Genomic DNA, 24,379 nt, shown 5'->3' on the forward strand with positions numbered 1-24,379 from the left:
CCATCAGGTGCGGCCGAATATTCTTTCCGAAAGCTGTGCCGATGACCACGATGCTCTCCAGCGACCTGCCCCTGACCAAGATCGGCCGCGGCAAGGTGCGCGATATCTACGCCGTCGACGACGACCGCCTGCTGCTCCTCACCACCGACCGCATCAGCGCCTTCGACGTCGTGATGGCCGAGACCATCCCGATGAAGGGCGCGGTGCTGACCCAGATCAGCGCCTACTGGTTCAACAAGCTCGAAGGCATCGTGCCGCATCACATGATCAGCGCCGACACCGACGAGATCATCGCAGCCGTGCCGGCGTTGAAGCCGCATCGCGCCGAGATTCTCGGCCGCGCCATGCTGTCCCGCCGCACCACCGTCTTCCCGATCGAATGCGTGATCCGCGGCTATCTTTCCGGCTCGGCCTGGAAGGAATATGCGGCGAGCGGGACGCTGGCGGGCGAGAAGCTGAAGGCAGGTCTCGTCGAGAGCGAGAAGCTCGAGCCTTCAATCTTCAGCCCGGCGACCAAGGCCGAGACCGGCCACGACGAGAACATCACCATCGCGAAGATGCGCGAGGTCGTCGGCGACGACGTCGCCTACACGCTCGAAAGCATGACGCGCGCGATCTACACGCTCGGCGAAGAGCTGGCGCGCGAGCAGGGCATCATCATCGCCGACACCAAGTTCGAGTTCGGCCGCGACAAGGACGGCCGCATCATCCTGATCGACGAAGTCATGACGCCGGACTCGTCGCGCTTCTGGGCGGTCGATGCCTACAAGCCCGGCCAGCCGCAGGCGAGCTTCGACAAGCAGCCCTTGCGCGATTATCTCGACGCCGAGCGCCGCGCCGGCCGCTGGAACGGCGACGCCCCGCCGCCGCCACTCCCCGCAACCGTCGTGGACGCAACCAGCAAGCGGTACCTGGAGGCGTATCGGCGGGTGACGGGTCGCGAACTCAAGATCTAGCCCCAGCCGCTGCCGCACACTCCGTCATTGCGAAGAGCTCTTGCGACGAAGCAATCCAGAATCCCTCCGCGGCGACAACCTGGATTGCTTCGCCGCGCTCGCAATGACGTGTGGGGAGCAGTGCGGTGAGTGCCGACATCCGCGGGTGGTTGATCGAAGAGGGTCGCGCGTGCCTCTCAAGCACTACCCGCCAAGCCCTCTGCTGCCGTCCCGGCGCAGGCCGGGACCCATACCGCGAGGTCTCTCGATCGCGTGCAGTGCTGTCCGGAAAACCGCTCCGCACATTTTGCGGACGATGCTCTAAGCCTGGACCGCCTGATCCTCGTCCATGGCGAGCATAAGTTCGGCAACCCGGTTGGCGGAGGCGGTCCATTCTGCAAGCTTGGCGTAGTTGTCCGTGAACCAGTTGAACGCGGTCTGCACGACGACGAAGGCAGCCGAGGCCTGAACCACTTCGCCAAGCGTCATCGCATCGGTCAGGTATTTGGGAAGACACAGCAAGAGACCGATCACCGGCGTGACCAGAAGACTGGTATATGTCACCAGCGTCATCCGCATCAATTGCCAGCAATAGATGCGCCAGATCGCGATCACGGCCTTCAACGCCGACACGACGGCGTGTCGTCCATTCGATCGATCCTCGGAAACGATCTTCCCCTCACCGCTCTCGCGCACATGCGTTCCGATCGCCCGCAGCTCGGCCTCCATGCGCTTGTTCTCCTCGATGACGCGCGTCAGGTGGCCGGCTGTCAACCAGATGCCGAGCGCGAGCAGCGCGGCATACGCGATCACGGCGAGGACGAGATAACCGGGAATCGTGAAGTCCAGGCCGTCGAGACGAACCTGCAAACTGCCGCCGACGGACCATAGCACGCCGATGAACGTGCCGATCGTGAGCAAGGACTGAAGCAGCCCGGTGGCAAGATCGATCGGCAAATCGGTCGCGACCCTGGCGTCATCGGCGATGCGATATTCCGGCGCCTCGTGGTGTCCGGCGAGGCGACCCGACCCGGCAAGGCGAGAACCACCCAGCCAATCGTCGTAGAGGCGGTTGCTCAGCCACTCGCGCCAGGAGCGCTGCAGGGTCATGCGCGCCCACACCGAGAATACGGTCAAGGCGATACTCGCAGCCGCCAGCGGCAGAAACCGCAGCGCCTGGTACAGGAGTGCCGCCTGATCCTTGCGGCCGATGGCGTTGAAGAAGTCCCGATTCCAGAAGTTCAGGCCGTATTGCGTCAGAAGTTGCAGGATCACATTGACGACCAAGCCGAGGACCAGGGCCCATGCGACCCAGGCGGTGGAGCCTCGCCAATACCCTGAAGCACTTTGCCAGAAGCGGCCGAGCAGCCGCTTCTCACCCGGAGCGAAAGAGGTCCTCGTCAGCATTCGCGAGCCGCAATCCTGCGTGTGCACCACCCTATGATGCCGCTCACGCCAAATTACGGCGTCTTGCCCGAGGCCTCTTGACCTGCGTCAAGCGACGCCGGCGGCTACACCCCCGCCATCATCACTCCAACGCTTCGTCATGGTCGAACGGCTGACCTCAGGTAATGGGCCCTGGCCTTCGCCAGGACGACGAAGGAGCGCCTCAGATGAGCTCCGCAGACCAGGGCTCATGACGGATCTCGAACGACTCGCCCTTCCTCGATAGCCGCGCGAAGCCCGGGAAATTCAGGTGCATTCCGGCGACGAGCTCCCCGCTCGCAGACACGCGATCCAGCACCTTCTTTCGGGTCGCTGCGGCCGCCGCCTGATCCACATCGAACGCAATCGTCACGTCCGGCCTCGGCACCTGAATATCCGGATAGTGAACGATGTCGCCCCAGATCAACAGCGACGCACCGCCGTCATCGATTCGATAGCCGCTGTGTCCCGGGGTGTGGCCAGGAAGATGGTCGATCACGATGCCGGGCGCGACTTGCCCTGCGCTGACCGTCCGGCGTCGCGCGCCATAGGCCTCGAAGACGGCACGGGCGGCTTGAAAGAACGGCTTGATCGCATCCGGGGCCAGATTGAGGTTGGCGTCGTCTGTCCAGAACGCGAACTCGGCTTCGTGCATCACGAGCTGGGCGTTCGGAAACAGGGGCGCCGAGGGCAAGACGCCGACGAGACCTCCGATGTGGTCCGGATGAGCATGGGTCAGAAGGATCTGGTCGATGGCGAGCGGGTTGACGTTGGCCGCGGCAAGCGAGGCCTGCAGCCGGCCGCCCCAGCCATTGATGCCGCCGCTACCGCCATCCACCAGGATGGTCCGGCCTCTTCCCTCGATCAGATAGGCGCTGACGGTGATCGCAGATGACGGAGGACGGCTTGCTGCCACCGTCATGCGCATGGCCTCATCAGGTCGCATTCCGGATAGGAGGTCGAACGGCGCAACAACGAAGCCGTCGACGATCCCGGTGACGATGTAGTCGCCGATTTTCCGCCGGTTCAGGCCGGGTGCTTGCCATTGGTTCGAATTGGTCATGCCATCGTCCTTCATTGCACTGCGAGGGTGTCATGCACCATCGCGTCCAGGCTGCTGGCGGTGATCCTCAGCAGTTTCTCCGTCTCGCTGGCGTCGAGCAGCAGCGGCTTTTCGAACAGATAGGACATCTCGACGGCTTCACCGAAGCCGATGCCTTCGAGATCGATCGAGGTGAGGCTAAGCAGCTTCGGATTGTCGATCTTCAGCGCGGCCGCGAATCTTTGCACCAGTTCGCGCACGGACGCCGACTGCGACGGCGCGTGAAAGGCACGGCCCCACTCTCCGGTGTAGCGCGACGCCGCGACCAGCGTCTTCGCGGTGTCCCTGGTGAAGCTCCATGCATGCGCCGCGTCGAGATCGCCGAGGAAAGCGACCGGCTCATTCTTGAGCAGCGATGGCAGTGCCAGCAGCGAGAAATACGTGACCGCGCCTTTGCCCAGATAGTCGCTGGCACGGATCTCGATGGCAGGAACGTTCGATCCCAATGCGCGCTGCCACATGATGTGGCGGGTCGTACCCTTTCGGCTGGTCGGGTCCGGTTCCAGATCCGGAGTGAGAGGGCTCACAGCTCCAGCACCATAGCTGTAGACATTTCCGGCCACGAGCAGTCTCGCCCCAACCTGCTCGGCCGCCTTGACCGTTCCATCCATGATGGGAAAGAAATCGGTCGGCCACCGATGATAGGCCGCCATGGCGCACATGAAGATCGCATCCGCGCCCTTACTGAGCGCGGCCAACTGCGCAGCGTCCGTGGCATCCGACGACACCGTACGCACAGCTCCTGCATCGAGCGACCCGGCGCTCCTGCTCGTGAGGATGACGCTATGTCCCTCCTCCGCCAGAAGGCGCGCGGTTTCGCGCCCGACCGGGCCGGCTCCGACAACCACGTAATGACTCACTTAACCTCCTCGTTCGTCACGAAGCGACAGGTGAGTTCTTTGACGCCTGAACCGTTGAAAATCGCGCACGATGCGCCAAATACCGAGCACGTTCCGCCAAGCCATTCGGGAGCCCGGCCATGCGTGCGAGATCGAGTTCGGCGTCATCATCGGTCGGGAGCATCGCCGCGGCCACCCGAACGGAGTCCGATCCGGTTGCCCTCGAACCGATCGGCGACCACCGGATCATCATCCATCTCACACCCACCATGCGCTCCCGTTGCCTCGCGTCCGGCGAAGCACATTTGCGTCACGCCGGCGATATCGATCTGATCCCCTCGGGCACGACTGCAGGCTTCGTTGCAGAGACGCCCTATCGGTCGCTTCAGATCCGGCTCGCGCCCCGCATGCTTGATCATGCCGCGTCGAAGGCAGGACGATTGACGTCAGTCCGGCTGGGTACGCATCACATGCTGCGAAATGACCGCATTATCCTGCTCGGACAGGCGCTCGAAAGCGACATGAAGGCAGGCTCGCCGAGCGGCCCGCTGTTCGCCGAGAATGTCGGAATGGCCCTGGCGGTCGAGCTGCTTGGACTGGCAGATGATGCGCCGCGCCAAGCCACGCGTCTCTCAGGCGCGCAACTCCAGAGGATCGCCGCCTATGTCGACGAGAACCTGGACCAGCCTCTCACTGTCGACATTCTCTGCCGCGAGGCCGGCGTCAGCAGCTCGCATTTGAGGGCATGGTTCAAGGCGGCCATGGGCATCACCGTGCACCACTACGTCCTGCAACGACGGCTGGAGCACGCACGTCAGTTGCTCCTCCAGGGCGACCGCAAGCTCAGCGACATCGCCCTGGAAGCGGGGTTTTCGCATCAGTCTCACCTGGCCAAGTGGATGCGCCGCGAATTCGGGCGCAGTCCCGGTGAGCTGCGTCGAAGCAAGAACTGATGCTTGCGTGATAGCGTAGCCCGGATGACCAGGGACTACACCCCCGCCATCATCACGTATTTGATCTCGACATATTCTTCCATGCCGTGACGCGAGCCTTCGCGTCCGAGGCCGCTTTCCTTGACGCCGCCGAACGGCGCGACTTCGGTGGTGATGAGGCCGGTGTTGACGCCGACCATGCCCGACTCCAGCGCTTCGGCGACGCGCCAGACGCGGCCGAGATCGCGGGAGTAGAAGTACGACGCCAAGCCAAAGGGCGAGGCGTTGCACATCGCGATGACGTCGGCCTCGTCCTTGAAGCGGATCACCGGAGCGAGCGGGCCGAAGGTTTCCTCCTGCGATACCAGCGAGTCCGGCTTGACGTCGGCAAGCACGGTCGGCTCGAAGAAGGAGCGCCCGAGCTCGCTGCGCTTGCCGCCGGTCACGACCTTGGCGCCGCGCTTGACGGCATCGGCAATGTGACGCTCGACCTTGTCGATCGCCTTCATGTTGATCAGCGGCCCTTGCGTGACGCCGGTCTCGGTGCCGTCGCCGATCTTCATCGCCGCGACCTTCGCCGACAGCTTCTTGACGAACTCGTCGTAGATCCTGTCCTGGGCGTAGATGCGGTTGGCGCAGACGCAGGTCTGGCCCATGTTGCGATATTTCGAGACGATCGCGCCCTCGACTGCAGCATCGATGTCGGCATCGTCGAACACCACGAACGGCGCATTGCCGCCGAGCTCGAGGCCGAGCCGTTTCACGCCGACCGAGGCCTGCTGATAGAGGATCTTGCCGACCGCGGTCGAGCCGGTGAAGCCGACGAAGCGTACCGCCGGATGCTCGCACAGCACCTTGCCGATCGGCGGCGCATCACCGGTGATGATGTTGAGCACGCCCTTGGGAATGCCGGCCTTCTCGGCGAGCACGGCCAGCGCCAGGGCCGAGAGAGGCGTCTCGTTGGCGGGCTTGAGCACCACGGTGCAGCCCGCGGCCAGTGCCGGCGACACCTTGCGCGTGATCATCGAGTTCGGGAAGTTCCACGGCGTGATGGCACCGCAGACGCCGATCGGCTGCTTGATCGCGAGCAACCGCGCATCGGGCCGCTGGGTCGGAATGGTCTCGCCATAGACGCGGCGGGCTTCCTCCGCGAAGAACTCGATATAGGCGGCACCGATGTCGACCTCGCCGAGCGCTTCCGACAGCGGCTTGCCTTGCTCGGAGGTGAGGATCAGCGCGAGGTCTTCACGGTTGGCGATGATCAGCTCGAACCATTTGCGCAGGATGTTGGAGCGCTGCTTGGCGGTGTGCTTGGCCCAGGCGGGGAACGCACGCTGGGCGGCTTCGACCGCCTTGATGGTGTCATCAGCCCCGAGCTGCGGGACCTTTGCGATCTCGACGCCCGTCGCGGGATTGTTCACCGCGAAGACCGGCGTGCCGACCCAGGCGCCATCGATGTAGCAGGCCTCCTTCAGCAGCGCCGGGTCCTTCAACCGGTCACGCAGGGTGGCGGTGGCGTGCTGGGCGCGTGCAGCGGCGGTCGGGGTCATGGCGTTACTCCCTCGGGGGCGATCGGATTCGGCCCGGAATATAGGGACACCAGATGCGCAATGCACCGTCCCGCAACGCACAGCTGATGGGAGTTAAACTGACAGCGGGGTCGTTACGCCGCGCCGCTCATATAGGTCTCGCGGCGGCCGATCATGCGTTCTGCTGCGGCCTTGGCGTCGGCCTTCGAGGAGGTCGCACAGGTGCGGTATTCGAGATCGGGTACGTCGGACGGGTTGCGGCGGCCGAACCAGGATTTCGAGCCGACCGGGAGCTGCGCCAGCGACTGGGCCAGATTGTCGACCGCGCCGAACGAATAGAGCGCGCCTGATCCGGCGATCCGAACCTCGTAAATGCCGGGCGAGATCGGCGCTTCCAGATTGTCGCCCCGTCCGGGACGGGGATAGCGCTTCCATTCGCTCCAGGTCGAAATCATCTTTGAGTCCCCTCGCGGCCGCTGGGACCGCCAAATTTGCTTCAAGTCTTGACGTCAGCCGCCGATCGGGCGGGGAGCTGAACGCCGCAACGCACAAAATGTTTCAAATGCTTCAAACACCTGAAACATATCGCCTGAGTCCATCCAAGGTCACGGGCAGTTGCGGCCATCCACCGCAGATTGTGATGAAGTGTTGCAGATCAGTCGTCCCGCGCGGAGTGCAGACCGTCAAGTCACGACATCGCGACCACAGGATGCATATCGCCACGCTTGCCGCGCGCGACCTGCAGGAGGACAATCCGAACACTTCCAACAATAATCAAACCGGAGGAAACGCTGATGCAAAGCAAAGCCCAGATCGACGAGATTCTGCGCAAGACATGCGATGCCAAGGAGATTCCCGGCGTTGTCGCGATCGCCGCCAGCGGCAGCGAGATTCTGTATCAGGGCGCGTTCGGCAAGCGCGACCTGTCCAAGCCCGATGCGATGACTGCAGATAGCGTGTTCTGGATCGCCTCGATGACGAAGGCGGTAACATCAGCGGGCGCGATGCAGCTGGTCGAGCGGGGCAAGCTGTCGCTCGATGCGCCGATCGGATCGCTGCTGCCCGACCTCGCCAATCCGCAAGTGCTGGAAGGCTTTGACGCCAAGGGCGAGCCAAAACTGCGGCCGGCGAAGAGTGCGATCACGCTGCGCCACCTCATGACCCACACGGCGGGCTTCTGCTACGACATGTGGAACGGCGAATTCGCGCGCTACATGGAAAAAACAGGCACGCCCGGGATCATCACCTGCCTGAACGCCGCGCTGAAGGCCCCCGTGATGACCGATCCTGGCACGCGCTGGGAATACGGCACCAACATCGATTTCGTCGGCAAGGCCGTGGAGGCCGCCAGCGGCAAGCGGCTCGATGCCTACCTGCGCGACCATATGTTCGCGCCGCTCGGCATGAGCGACACCGGCTTCAAGATCAGCGACGACATGCGCAAGCGCCTCGTCGGCATGCATGCCCGCGGCGAGGACGGCCAGCTTGCCGCTATGCCGTTCGAGCTCGAGCAGACCCCGGAATTCCACATGGGTGGCGGTGGCCTCTATTCGACCGCGGGCGACTACATCAAATTTACGCAGATGATCCTGAACAAGGGCCGCGGCAACGGCAACCAGGTGCTGAAGCCAGAAACGATCGCCATGATGGGACAAAACCAGATGGGCGATCTCAACATGACCAAGATGACGACGGCGGCGCCACCTTACACCAACGACGTCGATCTCTACCCGGATCAGGTGAAGAAGTGGGGCCTCAGCTTCATGATCAACACCGCCAAGACCGCGGAGGGGCGCAGCGCCGGCAGCCTCGCCTGGGCAGGCCTCGCCAACACCTATTACTGGATCGATCCGGCACGCGATGTCACCGGCGTGATCCTGATGCAGCTCTTGCCGTTTGCGGATGCGAAATGCCTGCAGGCGTTTGCGGGATTCGAGCGCGGCGTCTATGCCGGGCTCGATGCCGGAAGCGGGCAAAAGGCGGCGTAACCCCTTAGTATGAGGCGCGCAGCATCGCGCGCTCTCCCGGCAAAGGATAACCTCGTGCCCGAAAGCCGTCGGCTTCGGGCACGAGGCGATAAGGTTTGAGGAGACGAACTTGGCGAACGATCTTGCAGGCAAGGCCGACAGCTATGTGTGCGGCATCTCGGACACGCCGCTGCTCGGCGACACCATCGGTCGCAGCCTCGATCACGCGGTGCGGCGCTGGGGTAATCGCGAGGCGCTGGTCTCGCCCAGCCACGGCGTGAGATGGACCTGGACCGAATTCGCCGAACGCGTCGATGCGCTTGCCGCCGGCTTTCTCGCGCTTGGCCTCGAGCGCGGCGAGCGGATCGGGATCTGGTCGCTGAACCGGCCGGAATGGACGCTGACCCAGTTCGCCGCCGCCAAGGCCGGCCTGATCCTGGTGACGATCAATCCCGCCTACCGGCTCAGCGAGCTCGAGTTCGCGCTGAAGAAAGTCGGCTGCGCCGCGATCGTCACCGCGACGGCGTTCAAGACCAGCCAATACATGGAGATGCTCAACACGCTGCTGCCGGAGCTTGCAAGCGCGAGGCCCGGCCAGTTGCGCGCGACGCGGCTGCCGGCCCTGCGAATGGTGATCCAGATCGGCGGTCCTTCAGCGCCAGGCACGATCCCCTTCGAAGAGGTCGCGCGCATGGGCAGAGCGGAGCATCGCGAGCAGCTTGCCGCACTCGGCGCCGCGCTGCAGTTCGACGATCCCGTCAACATCCAGTTCACCAGCGGCACGACCGGCTCGCCCAAGGGTGTGACGCTGACCCACCACAACATCCTCAACAACGGCTATTTCACCGGACGCGCGATGCGCCTGACTGAAGCGGATCGCATCTGCATTCCGGTGCCGCTCTATCATTGCTTCGGCATGGTAATGGGCAACCTCGCCTCCGTCACGCTCGGGGCGACCATGGTCTATCCCGGCGAGGGCTTCGATCCGCTCGCGACGCTGCGCGCGATCGAGCAGGAGAAATGCACGACGCTCTATGGCGTGCCGACCATGTTCATCGCCGAGCTCGATCATCCCGAGTTCAAGACGTTCAACCTGACATCGCTGCGCACCGGTATCATGGCCGGCGCGCCCTGCCCGATCGAGGTGATGAAGCGCGTCAACACCGAAATGAACATGCGCGAGGTCACCATCGCCTATGGCATGACCGAGACCAGCCCGGTCAGCTTCCAGAGCGCCACCGACGATCCGCTCGAGCGGCGCGTCTCCACCGTCGGGCGGATTCACCCGCATGTCGAGGTGAAGGTCGTCGATCTCGAGGGACGGATCGTCAAGCGCGGCGAACGCGGCGAGCTCTGCACCCGCGGCTACAGCGTCATGCTGGGCTATTGGGAGGAGAAGGAAAAGACCGGCGACGTGCTCGACGTCGCCGGCTGGATGCATACTGGCGACCTCGCCACCATCGACGACGAGGGCTATTGCAACATCGTCGGGCGCATCAAGGACCTGGTGATCCGCGGCGGCGAGAACCTCTATCCGCGCGAGATCGAGGAATTCCTTTACCGTCACCCCAAGATCCAGGATGTGCAGATCTTCGGCGTCGCCGATACCCGCTATGGCGAGGAGCTCTGCGCCTGGATCCGCGTCAGGCCGGGTGAGACGCTGACCGCCGAAGAAGTCCGCGCCTTCTGCGACGGTCAGATCGCTCACAACAAGATCCCGCGCTATGTCGAGTTCGTCGACGAATTCCCGATGACCGTGACCGGCAAGATCCAGAAATTCGTGATGCGGGATGCCGTGGAGCAGCGGCTGGGGTTGAAGGCGGCGAAGACGGCGTGAGGTGAGAGCCACCGCGTCGCCACATCGTCATTGCGAGGAGCTCTTGCGACGAAGCAATCCAGAATGCCTCCGCGGAGGAGCTGGATTGCTTCGCTTCGCTCGCAATGACGAGGGGAGAGACGACGACTAAACCGTCAGCCCGCGCTGCTGGGCCAGCTCCCTCAGCGACACCTGGGGACGCGCGCCGATATGCTGGATCACTTCCGCCGCAGCCAGCGCACCGAGCTCGCCGCATTGCTTGTGCGACAGATCGCGCGAAAGGCCGTACAGGAAGCCGGCCGCGAACAGATCGCCGGCACCGGTGGTGTCGACCAGCTGCGTGACCGGCGAGGCCGGCGCTGCGACGGCATCGGTCGGCGTCACCACCACGCAGCCCTTTTCGCTGCGGGTGACCACGCCGAGCTTGACGTCGCTGCGCAGCTGCTTGAGCGCGGTGTCGAAATCGGAGGTCTCGTAGAGCGAGTGCAGCTCGGACTCGTTGGCGAACACGATGTCGGCGATGCCGTCACGCATCAATCCCAGAAATTCATCGCGATAGCGGCCGACGCAGAAGGAATCCGACAGCGTCAACGCCACCTTGCGGCCGGCCTCGTGCGCAACCTTGGAGGCCTTGAGGAAGGCTTCCTTGGCGCCCGGCGGATCCCAGAGATAGCCTTCGAGATAGACGATCTTGGCAGCCGCGATCTCGGCCGGATCGATATCGGCGGGCGACAGATCCTGCGCCGCACCGAGATAGGTGTTCATGGTACGCTCGCCGTCGCCGGTCACCAGGATGTAGGAGCAGCCGGTGGCGGGGCCGTCCTTCGCGGGCGGCGTGTTGAAGGCAACGCCGGCGGCGCGGATGTCATGGACATAGAGCTTGCCGATCTGATCGTCCTTGACCTTGCCGACATAAACGGCACGCGCCCCCAGGCTACCGATGCCGACGATGGTGTTGGCGGCCGATCCCCCCGAGACTTCCGTCGCCGGGCCCATGTCGTTGTAAATGGCCGCGGCCCGTGCCTCGTCGATCAGGGACATGCTGCCCTTGACCATGCCGTGCTTGACCAAAAAGGCTTCATCGGTCCGGACCAGAACGTCGAACAGCGCATTGCCGATGCCGAGAACGTCATATTTCACGTCAGCCATTCACCTTGATCCTGTTTGCCGGATTGCGAACCTTACGGAAATCCGCTTCCTGTCGGCCTCAAATCTGGCCCGCGGCCTATCACGACCCGGGCTTTGCGGGCAAGCAACGGTATTATACACGCGCAATGATCCGCTCCTTCCTGACCGTCTCGACGGGAACACTGGCCTCGCGTCTCCTCGGCTTTGCCCGCGATTCCCTGATCGCGGCGCTGCTCGGCACCGGCGCGGTGGCCGATGCGTTTCTGGCGGCGTTCCAGCTCGTCAATGTGGTGCGCCGACTGCTCAGCGAAGGGGCCCTGAATGCAGCCCTGATCCCGGCCTGGCTGCGCGTCCGGGACCGCGATGGCGCGGAGGCTGCCTCCGCGTTTGCCGGACGCGTGCTCGGCACAGTCAGCGCGGCGCTGATCGCGATCTCGATCGGCATTGCGCTGCTCATGCCGCTGATCATCATGGTCATCGCGCCGGGCTTCGTCGGACGTCCCACGCTTGATCTGGCCGTGCAGAACGCGCGGCTGATGCTGCCTTATCTCGCGTTTGCTGGCCCGGTCACGGTACTGATGGGACTGTTGAACGCGCAAGGGAAATTTGCGCTCACGGCGTTCTCACCATTGCTGTTCAACATCGCTCTGATTGCGGCCATCGCGATGCTGCTCGTCTGGCACGCCGATGCTGGCTTTGCCGCGTGGATGCTGGCCGCCACCGTCGGGATCGCCGGATTGCTGCAACTCGCGATGTTAGCCTCACAGCGAAGCGCGCGTCTGGCGACGCCGTTGCGCGCAAGCCTCGACAAGGGGATGCGCGGCTTCTTTGCCAAGGCGATCCCCGGCATGATCGCAAGCTCGGGCCCGCAATGGCTGATGGTGGCAGGCGCGATCATCGCCTCCGCAACGCCATCCGCCGTATCCTGGCTCTATTTCGCCAACCGCCTGATCGAGCTGCCGCTCGGCATCGTCGGCGTCGCCATGGGCACGGTGCTGGTGCCGGAGTTGACGCGCGCGGTCGGCAACGGCGATCGCGACGCCGTCGCGCACGCGGAATCGCGCGCGCTGGAACTTGCGACCGGACTCGCGTTGCCGGCGACGCTCGGCCTTGCCGTGCTGGCTGAGCCGATCGTGCGACTTTTGTTCGAGCATGGTGCGTTTGGCGCGGAAGACAGCACCGCCACCGCACGCGCGCTGATGTGGCTGGCGCTGGGGTTGCCGGCGCATGTGCTGATCAAGGCGCTGTCGCCGGCCTTCTATGCCCGAAGTGACACGATGACGCCGCTGCTAGCTACGGCCAAAGGGTTTGTGGTCGCGGTCGCCCTCGCCGTCCTGCTCGGGCACTTCTTCGGCGCAAGCGGGATCGCCGCAAGCATCGCGGCCGGGGCATGGAGCAGCGCGCTCGCGCTGCTCCGCAAGGGCAGCCGTGAATTCGGCTTCTCGGTCGACAGCGCCGCCCGCAAGCGGCTGCCGCGGATCGTGCTCGCCGCTGCTGCCATGGGCGCCCTGCTCTTGCTGAGCACGGGCCTGATGCCCACCGAGGCCCATGGCCTGATCCGCTTCATTGTGCTGGGTCTGCAGATCGCGGCCGGGATCGCAATCTATGGCGTGCTCCTGCAAATCCTCGGCGCCGCCTCCTGGCGCGAGGTGGCTGCCGCCCTGAAGCGGCCGGCCTGACCGCGAGGCCCGCGCGGGTCCTATCGAATTGCCCTTGACGGAGCAGCGCCGCTGTTGGAAACGACGGCCGGCGACCTCTCAGGAAAACTGACCATGGCATTCGTTGAACGGGTTTTTTCGGGCGTCCAGCCGACGGGCAATCTGCACCTCGGCAACTATCTCGGCGCGATCGTCAACTTCGTGAAAATGCAGCAAACCCACAACTGCATCTATTGCGTCGTCGACATGCACGCGATCACGCAAGGCGTGGACGTCTGGGGCGGACCGACCGAGCTCGCGCGCGTCACCCGAGAGGTGACGGCAGCGTTCATCGCCAGCGGCATCGATCCGAAGAAGCACATCGTGTTCAACCAGAGTCAGGTCTCGGGCCACGCCGAACTCACCTGGATCTTCAACTGCGTCGCGCGCCTAGGCTGGCTGAACCGCATGACCCAGTTCAAGGAGAAGGCCGGCAAGGATCGCGAGAACGTCTCGGTCGGGCTCTACGACTATCCCGTGCTGATGGCTGCCGACATTCTGCTCTACCGCGCCACCCACGTTCCTGTTGGCGAGGACCAGAAGCAGCATCTCGAACTCTCGCGCGACATCGCCCAGAAGTTCAACAATGATTTCGGCGATTCCATCCGCAGCCACGGCGTCAATGACGGCCTGTTCTTCCCGCTGCCGGAACCTTTCATCACCGGCCCGGCGACGCGCGTGATGTCCTTACGCGACGGCACCAAGAAGATGTCGAAGTCGGATCCATCCGACAATTCGCGCATCAATCTGACCGACGACGCCGACACCATCGCGCAGAAGATCCGCAAGGCGAAGACCGATCCGGAGCCGCTGCCGACGGAAGAGAGGGGCCTGGAAGCGCGCCCCGAAGCCGACAATCTCGTCGGCATCTTCGCCGCACTCTCCGACCGCTCCAAGGCCGACGTGCTCAAGGATTTCGGCGGTGGCCAATTCTCCAGCTTCAAGAACGCGCTGGCGGAACTGTGCGTCACCAAGCTGGCGCCGATCGCCGGCGAAATGAAGCGCCTGGTTGCCGATCCCAGCCATATCGACACCATCCTGAACGATGGTTCCGACCGGGCCCGCGCCATCGCGGACGAGACCATGAAGCTCTCGAAGGACATCGTCGGCTTCATCCGCCGGCGCTGAAGTTTAAGCGCGGCGGGACCGGAGGACCGTCATGCCCGGGCTTGTCCCGGGCATCCACGTTTTGGCCCCAGCCGAAGCGGCATGGATGGCCGGGACAAGCCCGGCCATGACGATGCAGATACATTTCCGTCAACTAACTCGCTGAAATGACAGCGGAACGGCCGTTTCGCCCCTTGATCGTGCGTTCCCCGTCGCCATCTGCTAGGGAAGAGAGCACGCGCCGGCCTTGAACCGGCGACGTCTGGAGAAACCCATGTTCATTCAAACCGAAGCCACCCCCAATCCCGCCACGCTGAAATTCATTCCCGGCCGCGTCGTTTCCGACGGCAGCCCGATGGAATTTTCGAGCCGCGACGCGGCAACGCGTTCGCCGCTCGCCGAGAAGCTGTTCGAGGTCCCCGGCGTCACCGGCGTGTTCTACGGATCCGACTTCATCACCGTGACCAAGACCAGCGGTGAATGGCAGCAGCTCAAGCCCGCGATCCTGGGGGCCATCATGGAGCACTACATGTCCGGCGCGCCGCTGCTCGCCGACGGCGCGGCTGCAAGCGATGTCGAGCTCGACGATGAAGACGAATTCTTCGACGAAGCCGACGCCGAGACGGTCGACATGATCAAGGACCTGATCGAGACGCGGGTGCGGCCGGCGGTCGCCAATGACGGCGGCGACATCACCTTCCGCGGCTTCAAGGACGGCATCGTCTACCTCAATATGAAGGGCGCCTGCTCGGGCTGCCCGTCCTCGACCGCGACGCTCCAGCACGGTATCCAGAACCTGCTCAAGCACTTCGTGCCCGACGTGGTCGAAGTCCGGCCGATGTAAATTGCGCGATCGGCGCACCGATCGTTTCCGTCATGCCCGGGCTTGTCCCGGGCATCCACGTTTTTGGAGCTGCAAAGTCGTGGATGGCCGCGTCAAGCCCGGCCATGACGGCAAGAAGCTTGGGCATCATCCGGTTGGCAATGCTATGATTGCGACATGCTGATCCTTGCCATCGATACCGCGCTGGAAGCATGCGCGGCCGCCGTTCTCGACACCGACGCCGGCGAGCTCCTTGCGCAGGAGCAGCTTCTCATGAAGCGCGGCCACGCCGAGGCGCTGATGCCGATGATCGCGCGCGTGATGCAGTCGGCCAATGCCGCGTTCACGGCACTCGACCGGGTCGCTGTCACCGTCGGTCCCGGCAGCTTCACCGGCCTGCGCGTCGGCATTTCGGCGGCGCGCGGTCTTGCCCTTGCGGCCAAGCGGCCGGCCGTCGGGCTGACGACCTTGTCCGCCTATGCGGCCGCCATCGTCGGCCAGAGCCGGTCGGCGCCGGTGATCTCGGCGATCGATGCGCGGCACGATCACGTCTATTTCCAGATCGTCGGCGGCGACGGCAGCCAGCTGGTGCGGCCGGCCATCGCTCCCATCGACGAGGCGATCGCGGCCTCGCAATTCGGTGCGCCGCATCTGGTCGGCAATGCCGCCAAGATTCTCGCCGAGCGCTGGCCAAAGAATGGACCGCAGCCGGTTTCGGTCGACGCGCAGCCTGCGCCCGACATCAGCTGGGTCGCATGGCTCGGCGCCGCGGCCAATCCCGGCACCAATCCGGCTCGGCCGTTCTATCTGAAGGCGCCCGATGCAAAACCGGCCGCGCTGCCGCCGCTTGCGCACGCCGCCAGCTCATGATGGGCTGGATATCGGAATGGTGGCGGGGCGGTACGGCCGTCGTCGAACCCGCCACTGCGCGCGACGCAGCGCGGCTGGCGCAGCTGCATGGCGCCTCTTTCGCGCGCGGCTGGGGCGAAAGCGAATTCGAAGCCATGCTCAGCGAGCGCAACACGCTCATTCATCGCTTGCGCCTGGGGCGCAAGACGATTGGCTTTGCGGTGTCGCGGATTGGCGCGGACGAAGCCGAGATCCTTTCGGTCGCGGTCGATCCGGCCCATCGCGGCCACGGCCTCTCCCGCACGCTGCTGATGACCCATCTCGGTCACCTCGCCGGACGCGGCGTGCGCACGATATTTCTGGAAGTCGAGGAGAACAACCAGCCGGCACGACGGCTCTACGACCGGGGCGGATTCGTGGTGGTCGGGCGCCGCGAACGCTACTATAAGCAGGCCAACGGGGAACAATTGAACGCACTACTGATGCGACGTGACTTGTCGTAACATCGATGGCAGAGAACGCCCCGTCAGGCGGATACGATATGACCGGACTTAAACCCTCTTCGGCATCCAAGGCGACCGGCATCGAGGCGCGCTGTGCCGCCACCGGCATGCGCATGACCGAGCAGCGCCGCGTCATCGCGCGCGTGCTTGCGGAAGCGGTCGATCATCCCGACGTCGAGGAACTGTACCGGCGCTGCGTCGCGGTCGACGACAAGATCTCGATCTCGACGGTCTATCGTACCGTCAAGCTGTTCGAGGACGCCGGTATCATCGAACGCCATGATTTTCGCGAGGGCCGCGCGCGCTACGAGACGATGCGCGATAGCCACCACGACCACCTCATCAACCTGCGCGACGGCAAGGTGATCGAGTTCACCTCGGAAGAAATCGAGAAGCTCCAGGCCGAGATCGCCCGCAAGCTCGGCTACAAGCTGGTCGACCACCGCCTCGAGCTCTATTGCGTGCCGCTCGACGACGACAAGCCGACGTCTTGAGTCTCGTGCCAATAGACCTCATCATCTTCGATTGCGACGGCGTGCTCGTGGACAGCGAGGTGATCTCCTGCCAGGCACATGCGAATGCGCTGACGCGCCACGGCTATCCGATCACGTCGGAGCAGGTGGCCGAACGCTTCCTTGGCCGTGCGACAAAACAGGCCAATTTCGAGATCGAAACCGAGCTCGGCCGCAAGCTGCCCGAGGCCTATCACGGCGATCTTCAGGACGAGCTGTTTCGCGCGTTCGAAGCCGACCTCGCGGCGATCCGTGGCATCCACGACGTGCTCGACGTCGTGACGCAACGTGTCTGCGTTGCCTCGAGCGGCTCGCATCAGCGCATGCAGGTGAGCCTCGGAACCACCGGCCTCTATGAGCGCCTCGCGCCACACATCTTCTCGTCTTCGCAGGTGGCGAACGGCAAGCCGGCACCAGACCTGTTCCTGTTCGCAGCCAAGCAGATGGGCGTGTCGCCGGAGCGCTGTGTCGTGATCGAGGACAGCCTCGCGGGCATTGCCGGCGCGCGGGCGGCCGGGATGAAGGTGTTCGGCTTTTACGGGGGTAGCCATTGCGGGGCCGGCCATGCCGAGACCCTGCGCCAGGCCGGCGCCGATCTGACCTTCTCGGACATGCATCAATTGCCGGAGCTGGTCCGGCGGGTCGCGGCGGACGCCCTAACGGGCTGAATCCGGCACCAAACCTCGCGATTCCGCACTTCGCCGCCCGGGGATGGCTCTTTTGGCCCCCAATCGCTGGATTTTCGCCCCTCCAGCCTATATTTGAGGGCCGTCCTCCACCTCATCTCCAGGTTCCATGACGCCGCCGCGCAAGCTGCACATCAAATCATATGGCTGCCAGATGAACGTCTACGATGCCCAGCGCATGGTGGACACGCTGGCTCCGGAAGGATTCGTGGAGACGGCGAACCCCGAGGACGCCGACCTCGTCATCCTCAACACCTGCCATATCAGAGAGAAGGCCTCCGAAAAGGTCTATTCCGAGCTCGGGCGCTTACGCGTCGCCAAGGACGAGGCCGCGCGCGAGGGCCGCGCCATGCAGATCGCGGTCGCGGGCTGCGTTGCGCAGGCCGAGGGCGAGGAGATCGTCCGCCGGGCGCCCACCGTCGACGTCGTGGTCGGCCCGCAGAGCTATCATCACCTGCCTGAGCTGTTGAAACGCGCCGGCAACGAAGGCCGCGCGATCGAGACCGAATTTCCCGCGGCAGACAAATTCGGTTTCCTGGCCCAACCGAAGCCCGACGCGATCCGCGCCCGCGGCATTTCCGCTTTCGTCACGGTGCAGGAAGGCTGCGACAAGTTCTGCACCTTCTGCGTGGTGCCGTACACGCGGGGCTCGGAAGTCTCGCGGCCCGTGGCGAAGATCGTCGATGACGTGAAGCGGCTCGCCGACAATGGCGTGCGCGAGCTCACGCTGATCGGCCAGAACGTCAACGCCTATCACGGCGCGGGGCCGGACGGAAAAACCTGGCCGCTTGGCCGGCTGCTCGAACATCTGGCGACGATCCCCGGCATCGCGCGCCTGCGCTATTCGACCAGCCATCCCCGCGACGTCGACGACAGTCTGATCGCGGCCCATCGCGACCTCGATGCCCTGATGCCGTTCGTGCACCTGCCGGTGCAGTCGGGCTCGGACCGGATTCTCGCCGCCATGAACCGGAAACATACCGCCGATGATTATCGCCGGGTCATCGACCGTTTCCGTACCGCTCGCCAAGACATTGCTTTTTCATCGGATTTTATCGTCGGCTTCCCCGGCGAGAGCGAGCAAGATTTTCTCGCCACCCTCGCGCTTGTCACGCAAATCGGCTACGCTGCGGCGTATTCGTTCAAATACTCCGCCCGGCCGGGAACGCCGGCCGCGGACATGCAGGAGACGGTGTCCCCCGCCGAGATGGACCAGCGATTGGAGCGGCTCCAGGACTTGATCGACAGCCAGCAAGCGGTCTTCAACAAGGCTGCGATTGGCTCAACGGTCGACGTGCTGTTCGAACGTCCGGCGCGCAAGGACGGCCAGATCGTCGGCCGCACCGCCTTCCTTCAGCCCGCCCATGTGATGGCCTCGCCCGACATCATCGGCAAGATACTGCCTGTTCGGATCGACAGTCTCGAGCGCTACAGTTTCCTCGGCGAGCTCGCCACGCCACGCGATGCGCGCGAGCCCGCTTTATCATCCATCGCTACCGGAGCCTGAACCCTTGCCAAAAAGCGCATCGGATTCGTCTTCTATCGCTCCCAGCCGCAAATTTGACCGCGACATGCAAGTTCCGCCCGAGACCCAGGTCGTCATCGACTTCGACGACAACCGCGCCGCATCCGCACTGGTCGGCCCTTACGGCCAGAACCTGGCGCAGATCGAGCGCCGGCTCGGCGTCGTCGTGGACTCCAAGGGCAACCACATCACCATCGGCGGCACGCGCGACGGCTGCGACGCGGCGCGCCGGGTGCTGGAGACGCTCTACGCTCACGCCGTGAAGGGGCAGGATGTCGACCAGGGCGAGGTCGAAGGCGCGATCCGCGCGGTGATCGCGCAAGGGTCCCTGTTCGAGTTCGACGCCAAATCGGCGAAGTCCGCCTTCGACAGCATTAACTTGCGCAAGCGCCCGGTGCGCGCGCGCACGGCCGCGCAGGACTCCTACATCCGCGCGCTGAAGCGCCATGAGCTGGTGTTCGGCATCGGCCCCGCCGGTACTGGCAAGACCTGGCTCGCCGTCGCGCATGCCGCGCAATTGTTCGAGCGCAAGGAAGTCGACAAGATCATCCTGTCGCGTCCCGCGGTCGAAGCCGGCGAGCGGCTCGGCTTTTTGCCCGGCGACCTCCGCGAGAAAGTCGATCCTTATCTGCGCCCAATCTACGACGCGCTTTATGACCTCATGGACGCGCGCATCGTCGAGCGCGCGCTGCAGACCGGCGAGATCGAGATCGCGCCGCTCGCCTTCATGCGCGGCCGCACGCTGACCAACGCCGCGATCATCCTCGACGAGGCGCAGAACACGACCTCGATGCAGATGAAGATGTTCCTGACGCGTTTGGGCGAGAACAGCCGCATGATCGTCACGGGCGATCCCTCGCAGATCGATCTGCCGAACGGCCAGACCTCGGGTCTTGCCGAGGCGATGCGTCTGCTCGATGGCGTCGAGGGCATTGCACAAGTTCATTTCAAGGCCGAGGACGTGATCCGCCACGAGCTCGTGGCACGAATCGTCGCCGCCTATGAAGGCTCGCCGCAGCGGCCGCCCGCCGGCAACAAATCCTGACGAGACAACAGCGGGACCCCAAGGGCGCGGACACGGCGCTCTTCGTTCCGAACAAAGCCATGTCGCATTCCAACCTTCCCATCACCGAGGTCCTCGTCGTCGCCGATTGCTGGCAGAGCGAGCCTGACGCCGAAGCCGTGATCCAGCGTGCCGTTGCGGCTGCCGCCGAATCCGTCGACGAAGACGTCGCGGACGCAGAAGTGGCGGTGATGCTGACCGATGATGTCGGCATCCGCACGCTCAACAGCAACTGGCGCGGCCTGGACAAGCCGACCAACGTGCTGTCGTTTCCCGCGCTCCAGCCCGAAGGCGAGTGGAAGCCGGGCGATGCGCCGCGCATGCTCGGCGACATCGCGATCGCCTTTGAGACCATGCGGCGTGAGGCGGACGAGGAACACAAGCCGTTCGACCATCATTTGAGTCATCTCGCGGTGCATGGTTTCCTGCATTTGATCGGCTACGATCACGAGAACGACGACGACGCGGAAGAAATGGAAGCGCTCGAAACCGAGATCCTGGCTCACCTCGGCATCCCCGATCCCTATGCAGACCGCGCGGGGACGCACTGAGATGCCGGATTCAGACCCTATCCACGACAATCCGCGCAACACGGCCAACCTGCCGGCCGTGGTGACGCCCGGCGAAGTCATGCGCCCGACGGCGGAAGGCTGGCTGCTGCGCGCCATCCGCACGCTGTTCGGCTGGAAGGCCGGCTCGGTGCGCGACGATCTCCAGGTCGTGCTCGACGCGTCGACGCCCGACGACACCGGCTTCTCCGCGGTCGAGCGCACCATGCTGCGCAATATCCTCGGCCTGCACGAGCGCCGCATCGCCGACGTCATGGTGCATCGTGCCGACATCATCGCGGTGAAGCGCGACATCCCGCTCGGCGAATTGATGGACCGGTTCGAGCGCGCCGGCCATTCGCGCCTCGTCGTCTACAACGAGACGCTGGACGATCCCGTCGGCATCGTCCACATCCGCGACCTGCTCGCCTTCATGACGGCGCGTGCGCGGGTGTCGGAGGCGACCAAGACCAAGCGCAAGAAGCCGCTGCCGGCCGGGCTCGATCTGAAGGCCGTGGACCTGGCACTGCCGCTGCATGAAGCGCGCATCATCCGCAAGCTGCTCTACGTCCCGCCATCGATGCGGGCGATCGACCTGCTGGCGCAGATGCAGGCGACGCGCATTCACCTGGCGCTGGTCGTCGACGAATATGGCGGCAGCGACGGCCTGGTTTCGCTCGAGGACATCGTCGAGCAGATCGTCGGCGAGATCGACGACGAGCATGACAGCGACGAGCCGCCGTCGATCGTGCGGCTGCCAGACAATGCCTTCATCGCCGACGCCCGCGCCAGCCTCGACGACGTCCGCACCGTGATCGGCGAAGACTTCGTCACCGGCGAGGCCGGCGAGGAGGTGGAGACGCTGGGCGGCTATCTCGTCAGCTTCGTCGGACGGCTGCCGGTGCGCGGCGAGGTGATCTCGGGCCCCGGCACTTACGAGGTCGAGGTGCTCGATGCCGATCCGCGCCGCGTCAAGCGGCTGCGGATCTCGACCCGGAAGGAACGCCCCACACCGCGCACCCAGCGCGAGAGAAGCCGTCGCGAGGCCGCTCCGGACAGCGGCCAGCCGCCGGCCGGTGAAGCGCCGACCCCGCCACCTGCCGACGGGACCGGCCCGCAGTGAGCGTGTTCCAGCGTTTCAAGCAGATTGCACTTGCCATCATCCTGACCTGGGGATGGAAACGCGCGTTGCTGGCGATGGCCTGCGGCGCGCTCTCGGTGCTGGCGCTGGCGCCATTCAACGTCTTTCCGGTGCTGTTCATCACCTTTCCTGTGTTGGTCTGGCTGATCGACGGCGCCGGGGCCGGCCGCTACGGCGGCGTCCCCGCCGCAGCGCTGACCGGCTACTGGTTCGGGCTCGGCTATTTCGTCCCCGGTCTCTACTGGATCGGCTACGCCTTCTTCGTCGACGCCGACGTGTTCGCCTGGCTGACGCCGTTCGCCGTGCTGGGCCTGCCGGCCTATCTCTCGATCTACACGGCGATCGGTTTCGCGCTCGCCCGCCTGCTCTGGACCAAGGATGCCACCCGCATTCTCGCGCTCGCCGCAAGCCTCACGGTGAGCGAATGGTTGCGCGGGCACATGCTCACCGGCTTTCCCTGGAACGCCTTCGGCTATGCGCTCTCGGAGCCGCTGGCGCTGGCGCAGACCTCATCCCTCATCGGTCAGTGGGGCATGACGTTTCTCGCGGTTGCGATCTTCGCGAGCCCGGCGGTGCTGATCGACCGCACCCGCGACCGCAAGCTCGCGTGGCGCGTGCCGGCCGCGGCACTCGCGCTGCTGGTCGTCATGGGCATCTTCGGCGCGATCCGCATGTCGCTGCATCCGACCACCATGGTTGCGGGTGCCAAGCTGCGCCTGATGCAGCCGAACCTCCAGCAGGACCTCAAATTCAACTACTCCGCCAAGGCGGAGGTGATGAAGAAATATCTGGCGCTGTCGGACCGCGCATCCGGGCCGCAATCTTCAGGCGTCGGCGCCGCCACCATCCTGATCTGGCCGGAATCGGCGTTTCCGTTCTTCCTGACCCGCGAAGCCGACGCGATGGCGCAAATCGCCGAGCTGCTGCCCAAGGGCACGGTGCTGATCACCGGCTCGGTCCGCGCTCCCGATCTGCCTCAGGGCACGCCGATCACGCGGGCCTATAATTCGATCTATGTGATCGACCACGACGGCAGCGTGCTCGCCGTCTACGACAAGCTGCACCTGGTTCCGTTCGGCGAATATCTTCCGTACCAGAATCTCATGGAGAAGCTCGGCTTCGAGCAGCTGACGAGGATGCGCGGCGGCTTCATTCCCGGCGAGGTGCGGCACGCGTTACCGGTGCCGGGGGCGCCGCCCGCCCTGCCGCTGATCTGCTACGAGGCGATCTTCCCCGACGAGGTCGGCACGCGCGACCAGCGCCCAGGCTGGATGGTCAATCTCACCAATGACGGCTGGTTCGGCATCTCGACCGGCCCGTACCAGCATCTGGAGCAGGCGCGGATGCGCGCCATCGAGCTCGGACTGCCGCTGGTTCGCTCCGCCAATACCGGCATCTCCGCGGTGATCGATCCGGTGGGGCGCACGGTGGCCAGCCTCGGTTTGGGGATCGAGGGCATTTTGGATGCAAATCTGCCCACCGCAATCCCGCCCACGATCTATGCGAAGGTCGGCGACATCCCCGCAGCCATGCTCGTCGCGCTGGCTGTGATTTTGGCGGTGCGACGCCGCGTTGCCAAACGGCACCCCTGATCTGATCGCGCGGCTGCCAGCGACATTCCAGCGGGGCGGCCGGAAACCTTTGACAACCGTAGTCCCACGGTTGACAGACTGCATGCGGCCTCCCCATTCTGCACCGGCTGCGCAAGACAGCGGTGCATTGCTAAATTTCTCCGCAATGTTTCCCCAATCAGAGTGAAGTTTTGACGTCGCTGTCACCTGAGGCAATACTTTCGATTGCGCCCACGGTGGTGTTTGGAGGGCTGAGGAAATGTCGAAAGCGCCCAACCCTGTTGACAAATATGTCGGCAGTCGCGTGCGCATGCGCCGCATCATGTTGGGCATGAGCCAGGAAAAGCTCGGCGAAGCTTTAGGCCTGACTTTCCAGCAGATTCAGAAATACGAGAAGGGCACGAACCGGGTCGGCGCAAGCCGTATCCAGCAGATTGCCGAGATTCTCCAGGTGCCGGTGTCGTTCCTGTTCGAGGGCGGACCGAGCGGCGTCGCCGGCCCCGACGGCTTCGCCGAAGGCGCATCACCCTCCTATGTCTCGGACTTCCTCGCGACATCAGAAGGGCTCGCGCTCACCAAGGCGTTCACCCGAATCACCGATTCGAAGCTGCGCCGTTCGATCGTCGACCTGGTCGAGCAGATCGCCGCCCGCGAAGGCCCGGACAAGCGCTGACGCGGCGC

At 64.5% G+C, this 24,379-nt stretch carries 23 protein-coding genes; 17 read left to right on the top strand and 6 right to left on the bottom strand.

Going from position 1 to position 24,379, the window contains the following annotated elements; all coding sequences use genetic code 11:
- Positions 1-41: 41 nt before the first annotated feature.
- Complete coding sequence (locus XH89_RS00095) at positions 42-956, top strand: phosphoribosylaminoimidazolesuccinocarboxamide synthase (RefSeq protein WP_194465137.1); 915 nt, start codon at positions 42-44, stop codon at positions 954-956.
- A gap of 300 nt (positions 957-1,256) precedes the next feature.
- Here the strand turns inward: XH89_RS00095 and XH89_RS00100 are convergent, their stop codons facing one another.
- The 3 genes from XH89_RS00100 to XH89_RS00110 all read right to left on the bottom strand — a co-directional run bounded on the left by XH89_RS00100 (position 1,257) and on the right by XH89_RS00110 (position 4,322).
- Positions 1,257-2,342: an SbmA/BacA-like family transporter gene (locus tag XH89_RS00100; RefSeq protein ID WP_194465138.1), complete on the bottom strand. Its 1,086-nt coding sequence runs from the start codon at positions 2,340-2,342 to the stop codon at positions 1,257-1,259.
- A gap of 202 nt (positions 2,343-2,544) precedes the next feature.
- Entirely contained in the window at positions 2,545-3,423 is an 879-nt protein-coding gene (locus XH89_RS00105) for an MBL fold metallo-hydrolase (protein WP_194465139.1), read from the bottom strand.
- An 11-nt stretch (positions 3,424-3,434) separates the two neighbouring features.
- A complete protein-coding gene (locus XH89_RS00110) occupies positions 3,435-4,322 on the bottom strand; it encodes an NAD-dependent epimerase/dehydratase family protein (RefSeq protein WP_194465140.1) in 888 nt (295 codons plus the stop codon).
- A 386-nt stretch (positions 4,323-4,708) separates the two neighbouring features.
- Between XH89_RS00110 and XH89_RS00115 the strand changes: the two genes are divergently transcribed.
- Positions 4,709-5,254, top strand: a complete 546-nt coding sequence (locus XH89_RS00115) for a helix-turn-helix transcriptional regulator (protein ID WP_194465141.1) — start codon at positions 4,709-4,711, stop codon at positions 5,252-5,254.
- A gap of 35 nt (positions 5,255-5,289) precedes the next feature.
- On the opposite strand, the gene XH89_RS00120 is transcribed toward XH89_RS00115, so the two are convergent.
- On the bottom strand, positions 5,290-6,783 hold the full coding sequence (locus XH89_RS00120) for an NAD-dependent succinate-semialdehyde dehydrogenase (RefSeq protein ID WP_194465142.1): 1,494 nt from the start codon (positions 6,781-6,783) through the stop codon (positions 5,290-5,292).
- Between the two features lie 113 nt (positions 6,784-6,896).
- Positions 6,897-7,217, bottom strand: a complete 321-nt coding sequence (locus XH89_RS00125) for a hypothetical protein (protein ID WP_194465143.1) — start codon at positions 7,215-7,217, stop codon at positions 6,897-6,899.
- A 339-nt stretch (positions 7,218-7,556) separates the two neighbouring features.
- On the opposite strand from XH89_RS00125, the gene XH89_RS00130 reads away from it, so the two are divergent.
- Together XH89_RS00130 and XH89_RS00135 are read left to right on the top strand one after the other, a co-directional pair.
- Positions 7,557-8,750 (top strand): serine hydrolase, encoded by a 1,194-nt coding sequence (locus XH89_RS00130; RefSeq protein WP_194465144.1) that lies wholly within the window; start codon positions 7,557-7,559, stop codon positions 8,748-8,750.
- 109 nt (positions 8,751-8,859) lie between these two features.
- Complete coding sequence (locus XH89_RS00135) at positions 8,860-10,566, top strand: AMP-binding protein (RefSeq protein WP_194465145.1); 1,707 nt, start codon at positions 8,860-8,862, stop codon at positions 10,564-10,566.
- 126 nt (positions 10,567-10,692) lie between these two features.
- On the opposite strand, the gene XH89_RS00140 is transcribed toward XH89_RS00135, so the two are convergent.
- A complete protein-coding gene (locus XH89_RS00140) occupies positions 10,693-11,694 on the bottom strand; it encodes an adenosine kinase (RefSeq protein WP_194465146.1) in 1,002 nt (333 codons plus the stop codon).
- Between the two features lie 125 nt (positions 11,695-11,819).
- On the opposite strand from XH89_RS00140, the gene murJ reads away from it, so the two are divergent.
- The 13 genes from murJ (at position 11,820) to XH89_RS00205 (ending at position 24,371) form a co-directional block, all read left to right on the top strand.
- On the top strand, positions 11,820-13,352 hold the full coding sequence (gene murJ / locus XH89_RS00145; protein ID WP_194465147.1) for a murein biosynthesis integral membrane protein MurJ: 1,533 nt from the start codon (positions 11,820-11,822) through the stop codon (positions 13,350-13,352).
- Positions 13,353-13,445: 93 nt separating this feature from the next.
- Complete coding sequence (gene trpS, locus XH89_RS00150) at positions 13,446-14,498, top strand: tryptophan--tRNA ligase (RefSeq protein WP_194465148.1); 1,053 nt, start codon at positions 13,446-13,448, stop codon at positions 14,496-14,498.
- 253 nt (positions 14,499-14,751) lie between these two features.
- On the top strand, positions 14,752-15,321 hold the full coding sequence (locus tag XH89_RS00155; protein WP_194465149.1) for a NifU family protein: 570 nt from the start codon (positions 14,752-14,754) through the stop codon (positions 15,319-15,321).
- 156 nt (positions 15,322-15,477) lie between these two features.
- On the top strand, positions 15,478-16,170 hold the full coding sequence (gene tsaB, locus XH89_RS00160; RefSeq protein ID WP_194465150.1) for a tRNA (adenosine(37)-N6)-threonylcarbamoyltransferase complex dimerization subunit type 1 TsaB: 693 nt from the start codon (positions 15,478-15,480) through the stop codon (positions 16,168-16,170).
- Positions 16,167-16,652, top strand: a complete 486-nt coding sequence (gene rimI / locus XH89_RS00165) for a ribosomal protein S18-alanine N-acetyltransferase (protein WP_194465151.1) — start codon at positions 16,167-16,169, stop codon at positions 16,650-16,652. The genes tsaB and rimI overlap by 4 nt, the downstream gene beginning before the upstream one ends.
- Positions 16,653-16,690: 38 nt before the next feature.
- Positions 16,691-17,146 carry a Fur family transcriptional regulator gene (locus tag XH89_RS00170; protein WP_057746941.1) on the top strand — a complete coding sequence of 152 codons (456 nt, stop codon included), beginning with the start codon at positions 16,691-16,693 and terminating at the stop codon, positions 17,144-17,146.
- 5 nt (positions 17,147-17,151) lie between these two features.
- On the top strand, positions 17,152-17,832 hold the full coding sequence (locus XH89_RS00175; protein WP_194465152.1) for an HAD family hydrolase: 681 nt from the start codon (positions 17,152-17,154) through the stop codon (positions 17,830-17,832).
- 127 nt (positions 17,833-17,959) lie between these two features.
- Positions 17,960-19,357, top strand: a complete 1,398-nt coding sequence (gene miaB / locus XH89_RS00180; protein ID WP_194465153.1) for a tRNA (N6-isopentenyl adenosine(37)-C2)-methylthiotransferase MiaB — start codon at positions 17,960-17,962, stop codon at positions 19,355-19,357.
- Positions 19,358-19,421: 64 nt separating this feature from the next.
- Entirely contained in the window at positions 19,422-20,420 is a 999-nt protein-coding gene (locus XH89_RS00185) for a PhoH family protein (protein WP_194465154.1), read from the top strand.
- Positions 20,421-20,479: 59 nt separating this feature from the next.
- The gene (gene ybeY, locus XH89_RS00190; protein ID WP_194465155.1) at positions 20,480-20,989 is read left to right on the top strand and encodes an rRNA maturation RNase YbeY; all 510 of its coding nucleotides are present in this window, start codon (positions 20,480-20,482) and stop codon (positions 20,987-20,989) included.
- A 1-nt stretch (position 20,990) separates the two neighbouring features.
- Positions 20,991-22,109, top strand: a complete 1,119-nt coding sequence (locus XH89_RS00195; RefSeq protein WP_246767708.1) for a hemolysin family protein — start codon at positions 20,991-20,993, stop codon at positions 22,107-22,109.
- Positions 22,106-23,719 (top strand): apolipoprotein N-acyltransferase, encoded by a 1,614-nt coding sequence (lnt, locus tag XH89_RS00200; protein ID WP_194465157.1) that lies wholly within the window; start codon positions 22,106-22,108, stop codon positions 23,717-23,719. Before XH89_RS00195 ends, lnt begins: the two co-directional genes overlap by 4 nt.
- Positions 23,720-23,957: 238 nt before the next feature.
- Positions 23,958-24,371 (top strand): helix-turn-helix domain-containing protein, encoded by a 414-nt coding sequence (locus XH89_RS00205; RefSeq protein ID WP_057746952.1) that lies wholly within the window; start codon positions 23,958-23,960, stop codon positions 24,369-24,371.
- The last annotated feature ends 8 nt before the right edge of the window (positions 24,372-24,379 follow it).

It is taken from the genome of Bradyrhizobium sp. CCBAU 53340, assembly GCF_015291645.1.
Lineage (GTDB): Bacteria > Pseudomonadota > Alphaproteobacteria > Rhizobiales > Xanthobacteraceae > Bradyrhizobium.

Coding starts and splice junctions, on each gene's coding strand:
- XH89_RS00095 (WP_194465137.1), top strand. CDS start 42: ATGACCACGATGCTCTCCAGCGACCTGCCCCTGACCAAGATCGGCCGC.
- XH89_RS00100 (WP_194465138.1), bottom strand. CDS start 2,342: ATGCTGACGAGGACCTCTTTCGCTCCGGGTGAGAAGCGGCTGCTCGGC.
- XH89_RS00105 (WP_194465139.1), bottom strand. CDS start 3,423: ATGACCAATTCGAACCAATGGCAAGCACCCGGCCTGAACCGGCGGAAA.
- XH89_RS00115 (WP_194465141.1), top strand. CDS start 4,709: ATGCTTGATCATGCCGCGTCGAAGGCAGGACGATTGACGTCAGTCCGG.
- XH89_RS00120 (WP_194465142.1), bottom strand. CDS start 6,783: ATGACCCCGACCGCCGCTGCACGCGCCCAGCACGCCACCGCCACCCTG.
- XH89_RS00125 (WP_194465143.1), bottom strand. CDS start 7,217: ATGATTTCGACCTGGAGCGAATGGAAGCGCTATCCCCGTCCCGGACGG.
- XH89_RS00130 (WP_194465144.1), top strand. CDS start 7,557: ATGCAAAGCAAAGCCCAGATCGACGAGATTCTGCGCAAGACATGCGAT.
- XH89_RS00140 (WP_194465146.1), bottom strand. CDS start 11,694: ATGGCTGACGTGAAATATGACGTTCTCGGCATCGGCAATGCGCTGTTC.
- murJ (WP_194465147.1), top strand. CDS start 11,820: ATGATCCGCTCCTTCCTGACCGTCTCGACGGGAACACTGGCCTCGCGT.
- trpS (WP_194465148.1), top strand. CDS start 13,446: ATGGCATTCGTTGAACGGGTTTTTTCGGGCGTCCAGCCGACGGGCAAT.
- XH89_RS00155 (WP_194465149.1), top strand. CDS start 14,752: ATGTTCATTCAAACCGAAGCCACCCCCAATCCCGCCACGCTGAAATTC.
- tsaB (WP_194465150.1), top strand. CDS start 15,478: ATGCTGATCCTTGCCATCGATACCGCGCTGGAAGCATGCGCGGCCGCC.
- rimI (WP_194465151.1), top strand. CDS start 16,167: ATGATGGGCTGGATATCGGAATGGTGGCGGGGCGGTACGGCCGTCGTC.
- XH89_RS00170 (WP_057746941.1), top strand. CDS start 16,691: ATGACCGGACTTAAACCCTCTTCGGCATCCAAGGCGACCGGCATCGAG.
- miaB (WP_194465153.1), top strand. CDS start 17,960: ATGACGCCGCCGCGCAAGCTGCACATCAAATCATATGGCTGCCAGATG.
- XH89_RS00185 (WP_194465154.1), top strand. CDS start 19,422: ATGCAAGTTCCGCCCGAGACCCAGGTCGTCATCGACTTCGACGACAAC.
- ybeY (WP_194465155.1), top strand. CDS start 20,480: ATGTCGCATTCCAACCTTCCCATCACCGAGGTCCTCGTCGTCGCCGAT.
- XH89_RS00195 (WP_246767708.1), top strand. CDS start 20,991: ATGCCGGATTCAGACCCTATCCACGACAATCCGCGCAACACGGCCAAC.
- XH89_RS00205 (WP_057746952.1), top strand. CDS start 23,958: ATGTCGAAAGCGCCCAACCCTGTTGACAAATATGTCGGCAGTCGCGTG.